This window comes from Streptomyces sp. NBC_01463 (assembly GCA_036227345.1).
GTDB lineage: Bacteria > Actinomycetota > Actinomycetes > Streptomycetales > Streptomycetaceae > Streptomyces.
This window is the reverse complement of sequence record CP109468.1, coordinates 3,166,523-3,181,071: the sequence shown is the minus strand read 5'-3', so window position 1 is coordinate 3,181,071 and position 14,549 is coordinate 3,166,523. Positions and strand designations below refer to the sequence as shown.

Sequence of the window (14,549 nt, the reverse complement as noted above, 5' to 3'; positions counted from 1 at the left end):
CCCGATGGATGCGGGACGGTCACGTCACGAGGTCGAGCTCCGCCCAGACCGTCTTCCGCGGGACCGGCCCCGGGATGATGCCCCAGCGGTCGGCGAGCGCCTCGACGATCAGCAGGCCGCGCCCGCTCTCGGCGAGCGGGCCGGGGGCGGCGGGGACGGGCAGCCGGTCGCCCCGGGTGTCGGTGACCTCGATGCGCAGCCGGCGCTCCGGGTGCACGGTGAGGCGCAGTTGGAAGTCCCGGCCCGTCACCCGGCCGTGGACCGAGGCGTTGGTGGCCAGTTCCGCGACGATGTGCGCGGCCGACTCGGAGGGCAGTGCCCAGAGGTCGAGATGGGCCACGGCGAGGAGCCGGGCGAGCCGGGCGCCTCGCCGGGTGGGCGAGAGCAGCACGGTGAACGTGCGCTCGGCGGCGGGCCGTTGAGGGGTGGCGATTGCTTGGTTCACAGCACTCAGCGTGGCCGGTTCCGCGTACCGTGCCCAGTGACCGGGCCCTTGCGTACGGTGACTGTCCCGGGCTTGTCCAGTGCTGTCCCGGCTGTCCGGAGTGACGTCCGGGGAACAGAGCCGGTTGAGGAAGAACGGCAGGCGCGTCGGAAGTGGGGCACGGATGAGTGTGGACGGGGTCGGAACGGAGCAGGGCAACGGCGGGGCGGACGAGCCCGGTTGGGACGTCGATCCCGACGACGAGTCGGGCGTCGCGGTGGTCGCGGCCGTGGGCCGGCAGATCAAGGCCTGGCGGGAGGCGGCCGGGATGCGGGCCGGCGAGTTCGGGGCGTTGATCGGGTACGGGGAGGACCTGGTCTACAAGGTGGAGGGCGGGCGGCGGATCCCTCGGCCGGAGTTCCTGGACCGGGTGGACGAGGTGTGCGGGGCGGGCGGGAAGATCGCCGCGATGAAGGAGGACGTGGCGCAGGTCCGGTACCCGAAGAAGGTGCGGGACCTGGCCAAGTTGGAGGCCCGGGCGGTTGAGGTGGAGGCGTACCACAATCACAACATCAACGGCCTGTTGCAGACCGAGGCGCACATGCGTGCGCTGTTCGCCTCGTGGTTGCCTGCCTACACGTGCGACGAGACGGACCGCATGGTGGCCGCTCGGCTGGCGCGCCAGTCCATCTTCGACCGCGATCCGCTCCCGGCGCTCAGCTTTGTCCAGGAGGAGGTGACGCTCCGGCGTCCGGTCGGAGGCACAATGGCGTGGCGCCAACAACTCGAACGCCTGCTGGAGATTGGGCAGATGAGAAATGTGTCGATCCAGGTGATGCCGACCCATCGCGAGGAGCATCCGGGGACCGGCGGGCTGATCGAGGTGCTGAAGTTCCCCGACGGCAGTGCGGTGGGGCGGTCCGAGGGCGCGTTCGCAGGGCGGCCGGTCTCCGATCCGAAGCAGCTCAGGATCCTTGAGTTGCGCTGTGGGATGATCCGGGCCCAGGCTCTCTCGCCGCGGGAGTCGCAGGCCTTCATCGAGCAAGTGCTGGGAGAAACATGATCCAGAAGTCATCTGCTGGGGACGCTCCCACGCTGGAGTGGTTCAAGAGCAGCTACAGCAGCAGTGGAGACGGCAACGACTGCGTCGAGGTCGCCGCGGCCCCCGGCTCGGTACACGTACGCGACTCCAAGACCCCCCAAGGCCCCCGCCTCGCCATCGGCAGGGCCGCATGGGCGGACTTCACGTCCTACGCGTCGGAGAGCTGAACCCGGCTCCACATCGCGAGAGGCGCCCGGAACCGATCGGTTCCGGGCGCCTTTTCCCGTGTACCCGGGAACCGGGCTCGCAGGTGGCTCGGGTCAATGGGCCGACGTGCTCGGTTCCCTGGGCCGGGGCGGTCGGTGAACGGCCGGCCGATCGGACCGGGCCGTGCGCGCGGCCGCCCCGGGGCCGAGGAGAGGGGTGTCAGCCTCCGGCCTCGGGGTCCTTGTCACCCGTCTCCTTGCTGAGCTTCGTACCCTCGGCCGCCTTGCGGGCCTGCGGGACGACGGAGAGGGACTGGGAGTCCTCGGGGTAGTGGCAGGCCGTCAGATGGCCGTCCCGGCTGCCGCCGATCTGCACGAGCGGCGGCGTCTCGCTCGCGCACTTGTCCGTCGCCTTCCAGCAGCGGGTGCGGAAGCGGCAGCCGGAGGGCGGGTTGACGGGGGAGGGCACATCGCCGGTCAGCCGGATGCGCTCGCGGGCCGGCACGTCGTCCGCGGTGGCCTCGGGCACGGCCGAGAGCAGCGCGCGGGTGTACGGGTGGCGCGGATTGCCGTACAGGTCCTCGCGGTCGGCGATCTCCACGATCCGGCCGAGGTACATGACGGCCACGCGCTGCGAGAAGTGCCGCACGATCGCCAGGTCGTGGGCGATGAACAGGAACGCGATGCCCAGTTCCCTCTGCAGCTTCTGCAGCAGGTTCACCACCTGGGCCTGGATCGACACGTCGAGCGCGGAGACCGGCTCGTCGGCCACGATCAGCTTCGGTTCGAGGGCCAGGGCGCGGGCCACCCCGATGCGCTGGCGCTGGCCGCCGGAGAACTCGTGCGGGAAGCGGTTGTAGTGCTCCGGGTTGAGGCCGACGGTCTCCAGCAGCTCCCGTACCCGTGCCTCGCGGCCGCCCGCCGGCTCGATGCCGTTGATCTCCATCGGCGCGGCGACGATCTTGCCGACGGTCTGCCGCGGGTTCAGCGAGGCGTAAGGGTCCTGGAAGATCATCTGGATCTCGGAGCGGATCGGCGCCAGCTCCTTGCGGGAGGCGTGGCTGATGTCCTGGCCCCGGTAGGAGATCCGGCCGGCGGTCGGCTCCAGGAGCCGGGTGATCAGCCGGCCCGTCGTCGACTTGCCGCAGCCGGACTCACCGACCAGACCGAGGCTCTCGCCCTCGGAGACCGTGAAGTCGAGCCCGTCCACGGCCTGGACCGCCCCGACCGTCCGCCGGATCGGGAAGCCGCCCTTGATCGGGAAGTGCTTGGTGAGTCCGGAGACGTCCAGGAGGGGATCGGTGCTGCTCATCGTAGGGAAGTCCCGTCTCTTGTACGTCAGTTGGACCGTGTGCCGGCGAAGTCGGCGAAGAACTCCGCGCGCTGCTCCGGCGTCAGGTGGCAGGCCGCCCCGCGCCCGGACACCAGGTCCAGCGGAGGCTGCTGGGTCGAGCAGCGGTCGCCGCCGACCTGCTCGGTGAACGAGCACCGCGGATGGAAGCGGCAGCCGGTCGGCGGGTTGAGAAGGCTCGGCGGGGTCCCGGGGATCGGCGACAGGGGCACGTCCACCGGACCTTCGAGCGAGGGCATGGAGCCCAGCAGGCCCCAGGTGTACGGGTGCTGGGGCGCCCGCAGCACCTCCTTCTTCGTACCGCGCTCCACACAGCGCCCGCCGTACATCACCAGCACGTCGTCCGCGATGTCGGCGATGACGCCGAGGTCGTGGGTGATGAAGATGATCGAGGTGCCGGTCTCCTGCTGGAGGTCCTTGAGCAGGTCCATGATCTGGGCCTGCACGGTGACGTCCAGCGCCGTCGTCGGCTCGTCCGCCACCAGCAGCGCGGGGTTGCAGACCAGCGACATCGCGATCATCGCGCGCTGGCGCATACCGCCGGAGAACTGGTGCGGATAGTCGTCCACCCGCAGATCGGGCTGCGGGATGCCCACCTTGGTGAGCATCTCCACGGCCCGCGCCCGGGACTCCCGCTTGGAGGCCCCGGTGTGCTTGCGGTACGTCTCACCGATCTGCTTGCCGATGGTGTGGTACGGCGAGAGGGAGGCCAGCGCGTCCTGGAAGACCATGGCCATCTTGTTGCCGCGCAGCCGCTCCAGCTCCCGCTCCGACGTGGTGAGGAGGTCCTGCCCGTCGAGCAGGATCTCGCCCTCGATCTCGGTGTGGTCGGGGTGGTGCAGGCCCAGGATGGCCAGGTTGGTCACGGACTTGCCGGAGCCGGACTCACCGACGATGCCGAGGGTCTTGCCCCGCTCGACGTCGAAGGACAGCCCGTCGACGGCCTTGACCATGCCGTCTTCGGTGGAGAAGTGCACGCGCAGATCGCGTACGGAGAGGAAGGGGGTGCTCACTGGATCTCTCCCTAGGCGAGGCGGACGCGTGGGTCGATGAGGGCGTAGACGGCGTCGACGACGATGTTGAAGAAGACGATCGCCGTCGCCGCGACCAGGACGACACCGAGGATCAGCGGGAGGTCGTTGTCGTTGACGGCCTTGATCGAGAGGGCTCCGATGCCGTGCAGGCCGAAGACCTTCTCCGTGATGATCGCACCGCCCAGGAGGAGGCCGATGTCGAGTCCGAAGATGGTGACGATCGGGCCCATGGCTCCGCGCCAGGCGAACCGGAAGAACACCGTGCGCCGGGAGAGGCCCTTGGCGCGTGCTGTTCTGACGTAGTCCTCGCTCAGGGTCTCGACGAGCTGGGAGCGGGCCATGCGCGTGTAGTTGGCGGTGAAGATCAGTGCCAGCACCAGCCAGGGGAGCAGCAGTCCGGAGAACCAGCCGGCCGGGTCCTGGGTGAACGGGACGTCCTTGGGGCGGCTCAGGATGTGCCACTGGTCGGTCAGGTAGTACATGGCGACCACGCCGACGATGTAGATCTGCATCGAGGAGCCGATCAGCGACGCCGAGGAGGCGATCTTGTCCAGCGCCCTGCCCTGCTTGACCGCCGCCAGCATGCCGGTGCCCACACCGAAGACCACGAAGACGATCGCGCTGCCGACGGAGAGGGACAGCGTCGTCGGGAAGCGGTCCATGATCGTGCCGAGGACCGGCTCACGGTTGTGGAAGGAGTAGCCCAGGCACGGCGCGGGGCAGTGTCCGAACGAGGAGTAGTCCCGGCCGACGAACACGGCCTGGAGCCAGTGCCAGTACTGCACGGGCAGCGGGTCGGCGATGCCGAGGTTGCGTTTGACCAGCGCCAGTGTCTCCGGCGTGCACACCTTGCCGCAGGCCACACGAGCGGGGTCGCGGGGTGCGACGTAGAAGAGGACGAAGGTGATGGCACTGATGATCAGCAGGATGACCAGTGCGCCGATTGCCCGGCGGATGAGGAAGCGGAACATGGCGATGGATTTCCCTGGCAGACGCCGACGAGGGGGAGGGGAGCGGGCGGGGCGCCGCAGGGGCGCCCCGCCTCAGGAGTGTCGGCTCAGGCCTTCACGAACAGCTTGTAGAAGACGGCCGAGGAGTACTGCGGGTGGAACATCGCCCCGCCGACCTTCGAGCCGTACAGATAGAAGCGGCGCTGGAACGTCTCGGGGATGATCGGCGCCTCCTCCGTCATGATCCGCTTGTCGAGCGCGGCCCACTCCTTGCCTGCCTTCGCCGGGTCGGCGATGACGACGTTCTTCTTGATCGCGGCGTTGACCCAGTCGACGTTCAGCTGCGAGATGTTGTTGGCGCCGTTGGCGATGGTGCCGCCGTCGAACAGCGGCTGGACCAGCGTGTAGCCGGTCGGCCAGTCCGGGGACCAGCCGAACCACATCACGTCGAACTTGTTGTCGATCTGCTGGATCTGGTCGTAGTAGCTGGTGGAGTCCAGCTGCTTGATGACCGGGTCGAAGCCGGCCGCCTTGAGAGCGTTCTCGATGACGACCTTGGTCTTGTCGTAGACGTTGCTCTGCGGGAAGGCGTAGACGACCTTCTGGCCTTCCTTGCCCGCTTCCTTCAGCAACTGCTTCGCCTTCTCCGGGTCGCCCTGCGGCTTCTTCAGCTTGCCGTAGACGTCGTCCTTGGCGTAGCCGAGGATGTCGGGGCTGAGGATGGAGGTCGCGTAGTCACCGGCCGACGGGCCACCGTAGATCTTGCGGATCTGCTCCAGCGGCCAGGCGTGGATGAGCGCCTGGCGCACCTTCAGGTCCGTGATGCGCTTGGTGTTGATGGCGTAGTAGTAGATGCCGGTCAGCAGGCCGTTGAAGGTGCGCTTCTTCAGCTCCGGGTCGGTGAGGACCTTCTGGATGCGCTCGGCCGGGACGCCGCTGTACGCCATGACGGCGTACTGGTCGTCACCGGAGTCGGCGATCATGCGGTCCGCGGCCTGGAGTGCCTCTGGGCCGAACTCGTAGACGAAGCTGTCCGGGTACGCGTTGCGGATCGCGTCCGTGTTCGGGTCCCAGTGCTCGTTGCGCACCAGCGTCATCGACTTGTCGACGGCGTGCGCCTTGATGCGGTAGGGACCGGCCGAGACCGGGTCCTTGTCGTACTTGTCCTTGCTGTCACCCTTGACCGGGACGGCGCCGTAGGACGTCATCGCCAGGGTGAAGTTGAAGTCGGGCCGGGCCTCGGCGAGCTTGAAGGTGATGGTCTTCGCCGCGGCGTCCGTGACGACCGACTCGAGGTGCTTGCCGCTGAACGGGCCCTTGTACTTCGACCGGAAGTCGGCCGAGCCGGTCAGTGCCTGCTGGGCGTAGCCGGCGCCCTCGGTGGTGAAGGTGGCGAAGCCGCGCTCGATGCCGTGGCGCACGTCCTCGACGGTGAGCTCCTTGCCGTCCTCCCACTTGAGGCCGTCCTTCAGGGTGAAGGCCCAGGTCTTGCCGGCGTCGCTCATGGTGCCCGCGTCGGTGGCGAGGTCGCCGATGAGCTTCATCGAGCCGTCGGCGGCGATCTTGTAGCCGGTCAGGCAGCGGATGAAGAGGTCACCGACCGCGGAGTTCCACGAGAAGTAGATGCGCTGCGGGTCGAGGTGGGAGAAGTCGTCCGGGGCGATGCCGCGGATCGTGCCGCCCTTCTTCGCGCCCGCTATCTCGGGAGCGGGGCCCTTGGAGTCCGCCGCGGTGCCGACGACGACCGCGCCGGTGTACTTGTCGGCGCCGCCGTGGCCCTTGTCCTTGCCCTTGTCGGTGGTCGAGCTGCCGCTGCTGCAGGCGGAGAGCACCATCGAGCCGCCGGCCGCGACCGACGTGGCGATGACGAAGTTTCTGCGGGAGAGAGACATGACTTCCTGCTCTGGTCGAGTGGAGAAACGATGGATCCGGTGGGCCCCGTCGCCCGGCCGGAGTACGGCGGGTTCAGCGCTTGGTCTTCGGGTCCAGTGCGTCACGCACCGAGTCGCCGAGGAGGTTGAAGGCGATGACGAAGATGACCATCGATGCGCCGGGGAAGAGCATGAACGTGATGTCGCTCTGGTAGACGTCCGATCCGCGCTGGATCATCACGCCCCAGTCGGGGGTCGGGGAGGTCAGCCCCACACCGAGGAAGGCGAGGCCCGCCTCGGCCGTGACGTACGCGGGCAGCGCGAGCGTGGCCTGGATGAGGATCGGCGTCCAGAGGTTCGGCAGCAGTTCCTTGAAGATGATCCGCGTCGGGGACGCGCCGGTGACCTTGGCGGACTCGACGAACTCCCGCTCGCGCAGGGCGAGGACCTCGCCGCGCAGCAGCCGTGCGATGGAGGCCCAGCCGAAGGCGGTCATGACCGAGATCAGGGTGACGACGGTCAGCCAGACCGGCGTGTTCTCCTCCGGGTCGACCAGGATCGAGATCATCACGGGCCAGAAGGCGATGAAGAAGAGCGTGGAGGGGAAGGCCAGCAGGATGTCGATGACCCGGCCGACCAGGTAGTCCGTCTTCCCCCCGAGGTAGCCCGCCGTGATGCCCACCGCGATGCCGATCACGGTCACCAGCAGCGTCGTGGCCGTGGCGATGAGCAGGGAGTTGCGGATGCCGTAGAGCAGGAAGGTGAAGACGTCCCGGCCGAGACCGGGCTCGATACCGAACCAGAAGTCACCGCTGATTCCACCGTTGGGCAGGACCGGTGAGCCGAAGTCGTCCAGCAGGCTGGTGTCGTTCTGGCCGTACGTCGTGTACGGATCCTTCCCGTACAGCTTGGCGATCAGCGGGGCGGCGATGGCCACCACGAAAAAGAAAATGACCACATAGGCCGAAATGACGCCGGTACGGTCGCGCTTGAAACGACGCCAGGCCAGCTTTCCCGGTGACCGGCCGTCACCTCCCTTGGGTGCGGAGGGATCCGGCACCGCCGGTGTCAGCGGATCCACAGCCTCAAGGGGGGCTGCTGCGTTCGAGGTTGGAATCGTCATGGTGCTCCTGGCCCGGAGGGTCGAAGGACTCCGCAGGGCACACCTACGGGCTACCCCGGACTTTTTCAACGCAATTCATGCAGGGTCAATGAATGTCGGGCCGCCTTGAGGTGCTCTTTGGGAGCTTGACCCAAACATGACTATGACATGGTCATGTCTTTACCTTTGATTTACCTCCAGTAAATCCAATTTCCCCGCAAACTCTCCGCATTCCGGCATTGAGTCCGATATCCGGGCGCGACTGTCTCGGAATTCGTACATCCGGATGAGTCGGTGCGAGGTCGATGCGCGTTCGTTGTTCCGCCGTTATTGCTTCGCCGCCTGTCAGGCCCGGTCGGGTGACGTTGCGATGTGTCGTGTCCGCGTCAGAAATCGACTCGGACGGCGGCTCGGGGGCCGTCCTCCCGGCCCTCCGCCGCGCCCGAATGGCGGGAGTAAATGTGCACAAGGCTCTGTATGCGGTGATATTTGACTTCACGTAAGACGGAGCACTACGAGGAGGCAGTCCATGCGCGGAGCCACAACGGTCAAGTGGGCCGCATGTGCGGTGGCCGTCGCCCTGGCGGCGACGGCCTGCGGTGGAGGGGACAGCGGCGGTGGCGGCGGTGGCGCCGATGGGATCGTGAGTTCCTCCTGGGGTGACCCGCAGAACCCGCTGGAGCCCGCCAACACCAACGAGGTGCAGGGCGGCAAGGTCCTCGACATGATCGTCCGGGGGCTGAAGAAGTACGACCCGAAGACCGGCGAGGCGACCAACATGCTCGCCGAGAAGATCGAGTCCAAGGACAACCAGAACTTCACGATCACCGTGAAGGACGGCTGGACCTTCAGCAACGGCGAGAAGATCACCGCCAAGTCGTTCGTGGACGCCTGGAACTACGGCGCCCTGCTGAAGAACAACCAGAAGAACGCCTACTTCTTCGGTTACATCGACGGATACGACAAGGTGCACCCCGAGACCGGCACGGCGAGCGCGACCACGCTCTCCGGGCTCAAGCTCGTGAACGACAAGACCTTCACGGTCAAGCTGACGCAGAAGTTCTCGCTGTGGCCCGACACCCTCGGATACCCCGCCTTCGCGCCGCTGCCCAAGGTCTTCTTCACCGACCACGCGTCCTGGGTCTCCAAGCCGATCGGCAACGGCCCGTACACCATCGACAAGTACGCCAAGGGCTCGTCGATGAACCTGCGCAAGTGGGACGACTACCCCGGTGACGACAAGGCGCAGAACGGCGGGATCGACCTCAAGGTCTACACCGACAACAACACCGCCTACACCGACCTGACGGCCGGCAACCTCGACCTCGTCGACGACGTGCCCGCCTCCCAGCTCAAGAACGTCAAGGCGGACCTGGGCGACCGTTACATCAACACCCCGGCCGGCATCATCCAGACCCTCGCGTTCCCGTTCTACGACAAGCAGTGGAACACCCCCGGCGCCATCAAGGTCCGCCAGGGCCTCTCCATGGCGATCAACCGCGACCAGATCACCAACCAGATCTTCCAGAAGACCCGTACCCCGGCCTCCGACTGGACCTCCCCGGTCCTCGGGGACGACGGCGGCTTCAAGAAGGGGCTCTGCGGCAAGGAGTGCACGTACAACGCCGCCGAGGCCAAGAAGATGATCCAGGACGGCGGCGGGATCCCCGGCGGGCAGCTCAAGATCTCGTACAACGCGGACACCGGCTCCCACAAGGAGTGGGTCGACGCCGTCTGCAACAGCATCAACAAGGTCATGGGCAACAACAAGGCGTGCGTGGGCGCCCCGGTCGGCACCTTCGCCGACTTCCGCAGCCAGGTCTCCCAGCAGAAGCTGCACGGCGCCTGGCGCGCGGGCTGGCAGATGGACTACCCGCTGATCCAGAACTTCCTGCAGCCCGTCTACTACTCCAACGCCTCGTCCAACGACGGCAAGTGGAACAACAAGCAGTTCGACGGCCTCATCAACAAGGCCAACGCCGAGTCGGACAAGGCCAAGGCCGTCTCCACCTTCCAGGACGCCGAGAAGGTCATGGTCCAGCAGATGCCCGTCATCCCGCTCTGGTACCAGAACGGCAGCGCCGGCTACTCGGAGAACGTCACCAACGTCTCGTTGAACCAGTTCAGCGTCCCGGTCTACGAGCAGATCAAGGTCAAGTGACCTGAGAGGCCGCCGGGTGACCCGCGATCGGTCACCCGGCTTCCCCGTCCCCGGCCCCCGATGACACCTCAGCCACCCCGCGACCCCCGGAGCCCTTCATGGGACGTTATGTGATCCGGCGGCTGCTGCAGATGATTCCGGTCTTCTTCGGCACCACGCTGTTGATCTTCCTCATGGTGAACGTGATGGGTGACCCCATCGCGGGTCTCTGCGGCGACCGCCAGTGCGATCCGGCGACCGCCGCCCAACTCCGTTCGGAATTCGGCCTCGATAAGCCGGTCTGGCAGCAGTACCTCACCTACATGGGCAATGTCTTCACCGGCGACTTCGGCACCGCGTTCAACGGGCAGAAGGTCACCGAGCTGATGGCGACGGCCTTCCCCATCACCATCCGGCTCACCGTCATCGCGATCGTCTTCGAGATCGTCATCGGCATCAGCCTCGGTGTCGTCACCGGCCTGCGCCGCGGCCGCCCCATCGACACCACCGTGCTGATCCTGACCCTGGTCGTCATCTCCATCCCGACCTTCGTCACCGGTCTGCTGCTCCAGCTCCTGCTCGGCGTGGAATGGGGCGTCATCAAACCCTCGGTCTCCAGCGAGGCCCCGCTCAACGAACTCCTCATCCCCGGACTCGTGGTCGCCTCCGTGTCGCTGGCCTACGTCACCCGGCTCACCAGGACCTCGATCGCCGAGAACGCCCGCGCGGACTACGTGCGTACCGCCGTCGCCAAGGGCCTGCCCAGGCGCCGCGTGATCATCCGGCATCTGCTGCGCAACTCGCTGATCCCCGTCGTCACCTTCATCGGTACGGACGTGGGCGCCCTGATGGGCGGGGCGATCGTCACCGAGCGGATCTTCAACATCCACGGCGTCGGCTACCAGCTCTACCAGGGCATCCTGCGCCAGAACTCCCAGACCGTCGTCGGCTTCGTCACCGTGCTGGTCCTCGTCTTCCTGGCCGCGAACCTGATCGTCGACCTGCTGTACGCCGTACTCGACCCGAGGATCCGCTATGCCTGAGCAGACACCGAACGAGGCGATCTCGTCGGCCGGAGCCGGCGGAACGATGGACCTCGCACTCGACGAGGGGGACTCCCTCGAAAAGACCCCCGGCGGACCCGAGGGCACGGGGCCCGGCGCCAAACCGCAGAGCCTGTGGTCCGACGCCTGGCGCGACCTGCGCCGCAACCCCGTCTTCATCATCTCCGCGCTGATCATCCTGTTCCTGGTGATCATCTCGATCTGGCCGCAGCTCATCGCCTCCGGCGACCCGCTCGACTGCGACCTCGACAAGGCCCAGCAGGGCTCCCAGCCCGGCCACCCCTTCGGGTACGACGGCCAGGGCTGCGACGTCTACACCCGCGTCGTCTACGGCGCCCGCAACTCCGTCACCGTCGGTATCTGCTCCACCATCGGCGTCTCCCTGATCGGGTCCGTCCTGGGCGGCCTGGCCGGCTTCTTCGGCGGCTGGTGGGACGCGATCCTCTCCCGCCTCACCGACGTCTTCTTCGGCATCCCGGTCGTCCTCGGCGGTCTGGTCTTCCTCTCCGTGGTGACCAGCTCCACCGTCTGGCCGGTGATCGGGTTCATCGTGCTGCTGGGCTGGCCGCAGATCGCCCGCATCGCCCGCGGCTCCGTCATCACCGCCAAGCACAACGACTACGTCCAGGCGGCCCGGGCGCTCGGCGCCTCCAACGGACGGATGATGCTGCGCCACATCGCGCCCAACGCGATCGCCCCGGTCATCGTCGTCGCGACCATCGCCCTGGGTACGTACATCTCCCTGGAGGCGACCCTGTCGTTCCTCGGCGTCGGCCTGAAACCGCCGGCCGTCTCCTGGGGCATCGACATCTCGGCCGCGTCCCAGTACATCCGCAACGCCCCGCACATGCTCCTCTGGCCCGCCGGCGCGCTGGCGGTCACCGTGCTCGCGTTCATCATGCTCGGCGACGCGGTGCGCGACGCCCTCGACCCCAAGCTGCGCTGAGGAGTCCGCTGCCATGTTGCTCGAAGTGCGCGATCTGCACGTGGAGTTCCACACCCGGGACGGGGTCGCCAAGGCCGTCAACGGGGTCAACTACTCGGTGGCCGAGGGCGAGACGCTCGCCGTGCTCGGCGAGTCCGGCTCCGGCAAGTCGGTCACCGCACAGGCGATCATGGGCATCCTCGACATGCCGCCGGGAAAGATCAGCGGCGGCGAGATCCTGTTCAAGGGCCAGGACCTGCTGAAGGTCAAGAAGGAGGAACGCCGGAAGATCCGCGGCCAGGAGATGGCCATGATCTTCCAGGACGCCCTCTCCTCCCTCAACCCCGTGCTCACCGTGGGGGAGCAGCTCGGCGAGATGTTCGTCGTGCACCGCGGGATGTCCCGCAAGGACGCGAAGGCCAAGGCCGTCGAGCTGATGGACCGGGTCCGTATCCCGGCCGCCAAGGAGCGCGTCGGCAACTACCCGCACCAGTTCTCCGGCGGCATGCGTCAGCGCATCATGATCGCCATGGCGCTGGCCCTGGAGCCCTCGCTGATCATCGCGGACGAACCCACCACCGCCCTCGACGTCACCGTCCAGGCCCAGGTCATGGACCTGCTCGCCGAGCTCCAGCGCGAGCTCAACATGGGCCTGATCCTGATCACCCACGACCTCGGCGTCGTCGCCGACGTCGCCGACAAGATCGCCGTGATGTACGCCGGCCGGATCGTCGAGACCTCACCCGTCCACGACATCTACCAGGCGCCCGCGCACCCGTACACCAAGGGCCTGCTCCGCTCGATCCCGCGCCTGGACCAGAAGGGCCAGGAGCTGTACGCGATCAAGGGCCTGCCGCCCAACCTGCTGCACATCCCGCCCGGCTGCGCCTTCAACCCGCGCTGCCCGATGGCCCAGGACGTCTGCCGCGGGGACGTACCGCCGCTGTTCGACGTGGCCGAACACCGTCAGAGCGCCTGCTACTTCTGGAAGGAGACGCTCGATGCACGCTGACCACACGGGGCGCAAGGAAGCGCGCGAGGAGGGCGAGGTGGCGCGCGAACTGCTGACCAAGTCGCGGGAGGGCAGCGCGTACGCGGGCGGCGAGCCGATCCTTGAGGTGCGCGACCTCGTCAAGCACTACCCGCTGACCCAGGGCATCGTGATCAAGAAGCAGATCGGTGCCGTGAAGGCGGTCGACGGGGTCTCGTTCGACCTGGCGGCCGGCGAGACGCTCGGCATCGTGGGGGAGTCCGGCTGCGGGAAGTCGACCGTGGCCCGGCTGCTCGTGCACCTGGAACAGCCCACGGCCGGTGCGATCCGGTACAAGGGCGAGGACATCACCAAGCTGTCCGGCCGCGCGCTGAAGGCCGTGCGCCGCAACATCCAGATGGTGTTCCAGGACCCGTACACCTCGCTGAACCCGCGGATGACGGTCGGCGACATCATCGGGGAGCCGTACGAGATCCACCCCGAGGTGGCCCCGAAGGGCGACCGGCGCCGCAAGGTCCAGGACCTGCTGGACGTCGTCGGTCTCAACCCGGAGTACATCAACCGCTATCCGCACCAGTTCTCCGGCGGCCAGCGCCAGCGCATCGGCATCGCCCGCGGCCTCGCGCTCAACCCCGAGATCATCGTGGCCGACGAACCCGTCTCCGCCCTCGACGTCTCCGTCCAGGCGCAGGTCGTCAACCTGCTGGACCGGCTGCAGGCGGAGTTCAACCTCAGCTACGTGTTCATCGCGCACGACCTCTCCATCGTCCGCCACATCTCCGACCGGGTCGGTGTGATGTACCTCGGCCGGTTCGTCGAGATCGGTTCGGACGAGGAGATCTACGACCACCCCACGCATCCGTACACCCAGGCGCTGCTCTCCGCCGTGCCGGTGCCGGACCCGATGGCGCGCGAGTACCGCGAGCGGATCATCCTGCACGGCGACGTGCCCTCGCCCGCCAACCCGCCGTCCGGCTGCCGCTTCCGCACCCGCTGCTGGAAGGCGCAGGAGCGGTGCGAGCTGGAGGTGCCGCTGCTGGCGGTCCCGGCGGTCTTCCGGCTGACGGACACCCCGGCCAAGCACGATTCGGCCTGTCACTTCGCGGAGGAGAAGCGGGTGGTGCCGCCGGAGGGGACGCTGGAGCCGGTCCAGGGCGAGGGCGGCCCGGGAGCCGCGGGGCCGGGGCCGGGGCCGGACGTGGAGAAGGTGGACCGCGAGGCCCGGAAGCCCCCGCAGTCGGAGGCGCAGCCGTCGGCGTCGTCCTCGGAGGCAGAGGCAGAGGCAGAGGCAGAGGCAGAGGCAGAGGCAGAGGCAGAGACGGAGACGGAGAGCAAGGCTGAGGGCAAGGACGAGGGGCCGCCTCCGGCATCGTCACCGTCCGAGGGCGACGACGAGGGGCCGCCTCCGCCGTCCGGCAGCAGCCGGGTCAGCTGACCCGGCCGTCCGTT

13 protein-coding genes are annotated in these 14,549 nt (G+C 67.6%); 7 read left to right on the top strand and 6 right to left on the bottom strand.

What is annotated here, in order from left to right:
- Positions 1-19 precede the first annotated feature (19 nt).
- Positions 20-445, bottom strand: a complete 426-nt coding sequence (locus OG521_13840) for an ATP-binding protein (GenBank protein ID WUW21808.1) — start codon at positions 443-445, stop codon at positions 20-22.
- A 163-nt stretch (positions 446-608) separates the two neighbouring features.
- Between OG521_13840 and OG521_13835 the strand changes: the two genes are divergently transcribed.
- Together OG521_13835 and OG521_13830 are read left to right on the top strand one after the other, a co-directional pair.
- Positions 609-1,487 carry a helix-turn-helix domain-containing protein gene (locus OG521_13835; protein ID WUW21807.1) on the top strand — a complete coding sequence of 293 codons (879 nt, stop codon included), beginning with the start codon at positions 609-611 and terminating at the stop codon, positions 1,485-1,487.
- Entirely contained in the window at positions 1,484-1,693 is a 210-nt protein-coding gene (locus tag OG521_13830; protein ID WUW21806.1) for a DUF397 domain-containing protein, read from the top strand. The genes OG521_13835 and OG521_13830 overlap by 4 nt, the downstream gene beginning before the upstream one ends.
- A gap of 199 nt (positions 1,694-1,892) precedes the next feature.
- Here the strand turns inward: OG521_13830 and OG521_13825 are convergent, their stop codons facing one another.
- From OG521_13825 to OG521_13805, 5 genes are all read right to left on the bottom strand, one after another.
- Positions 1,893-2,984 carry a dipeptide ABC transporter ATP-binding protein gene (locus tag OG521_13825; GenBank protein ID WUW21805.1) on the bottom strand — a complete coding sequence of 364 codons (1,092 nt, stop codon included), beginning with the start codon at positions 2,982-2,984 and terminating at the stop codon, positions 1,893-1,895.
- Positions 2,985-3,010: 26 nt separating this feature from the next.
- On the bottom strand, positions 3,011-3,976 hold the full coding sequence (locus tag OG521_13820; protein WUW26676.1) for an ABC transporter ATP-binding protein: 966 nt from the start codon (positions 3,974-3,976) through the stop codon (positions 3,011-3,013).
- Positions 3,977-4,047: 71 nt separating this feature from the next.
- Entirely contained in the window at positions 4,048-5,028 is a 981-nt protein-coding gene (locus OG521_13815) for an ABC transporter permease (protein ID WUW21804.1), read from the bottom strand.
- 86 nt (positions 5,029-5,114) lie between these two features.
- Positions 5,115-6,899 carry an ABC transporter substrate-binding protein gene (locus tag OG521_13810; protein WUW21803.1) on the bottom strand — a complete coding sequence of 595 codons (1,785 nt, stop codon included), beginning with the start codon at positions 6,897-6,899 and terminating at the stop codon, positions 5,115-5,117.
- A 73-nt stretch (positions 6,900-6,972) separates the two neighbouring features.
- Positions 6,973-8,001: an ABC transporter permease gene (locus OG521_13805; protein WUW21802.1), complete on the bottom strand. Its 1,029-nt coding sequence runs from the start codon at positions 7,999-8,001 to the stop codon at positions 6,973-6,975.
- Between the two features lie 508 nt (positions 8,002-8,509).
- Between OG521_13805 and OG521_13800 the strand changes: the two genes are divergently transcribed.
- From OG521_13800 to OG521_13780, 5 genes are all read left to right on the top strand, one after another.
- On the top strand, positions 8,510-10,141 hold the full coding sequence (locus tag OG521_13800) for an ABC transporter substrate-binding protein (protein ID WUW21801.1): 1,632 nt from the start codon (positions 8,510-8,512) through the stop codon (positions 10,139-10,141).
- A 98-nt stretch (positions 10,142-10,239) separates the two neighbouring features.
- Entirely contained in the window at positions 10,240-11,163 is a 924-nt protein-coding gene (locus OG521_13795; GenBank protein ID WUW21800.1) for an ABC transporter permease, read from the top strand.
- Positions 11,156-12,130, top strand: coding sequence for an ABC transporter permease (locus tag OG521_13790; protein WUW21799.1), 975 nt, complete (start codon positions 11,156-11,158; stop codon positions 12,128-12,130). The genes OG521_13795 and OG521_13790 overlap by 8 nt, the downstream gene beginning before the upstream one ends.
- Before the next feature lie 13 nt (positions 12,131-12,143).
- Positions 12,144-13,121 (top strand): ABC transporter ATP-binding protein, encoded by a 978-nt coding sequence (locus OG521_13785; GenBank protein WUW21798.1) that lies wholly within the window; start codon positions 12,144-12,146, stop codon positions 13,119-13,121.
- A complete protein-coding gene (locus tag OG521_13780; protein ID WUW21797.1) occupies positions 13,111-14,535 on the top strand; it encodes a dipeptide ABC transporter ATP-binding protein in 1,425 nt (474 codons plus the stop codon). The genes OG521_13785 and OG521_13780 overlap by 11 nt, the downstream gene beginning before the upstream one ends.
- The last annotated feature ends 14 nt before the right edge of the window (positions 14,536-14,549 follow it).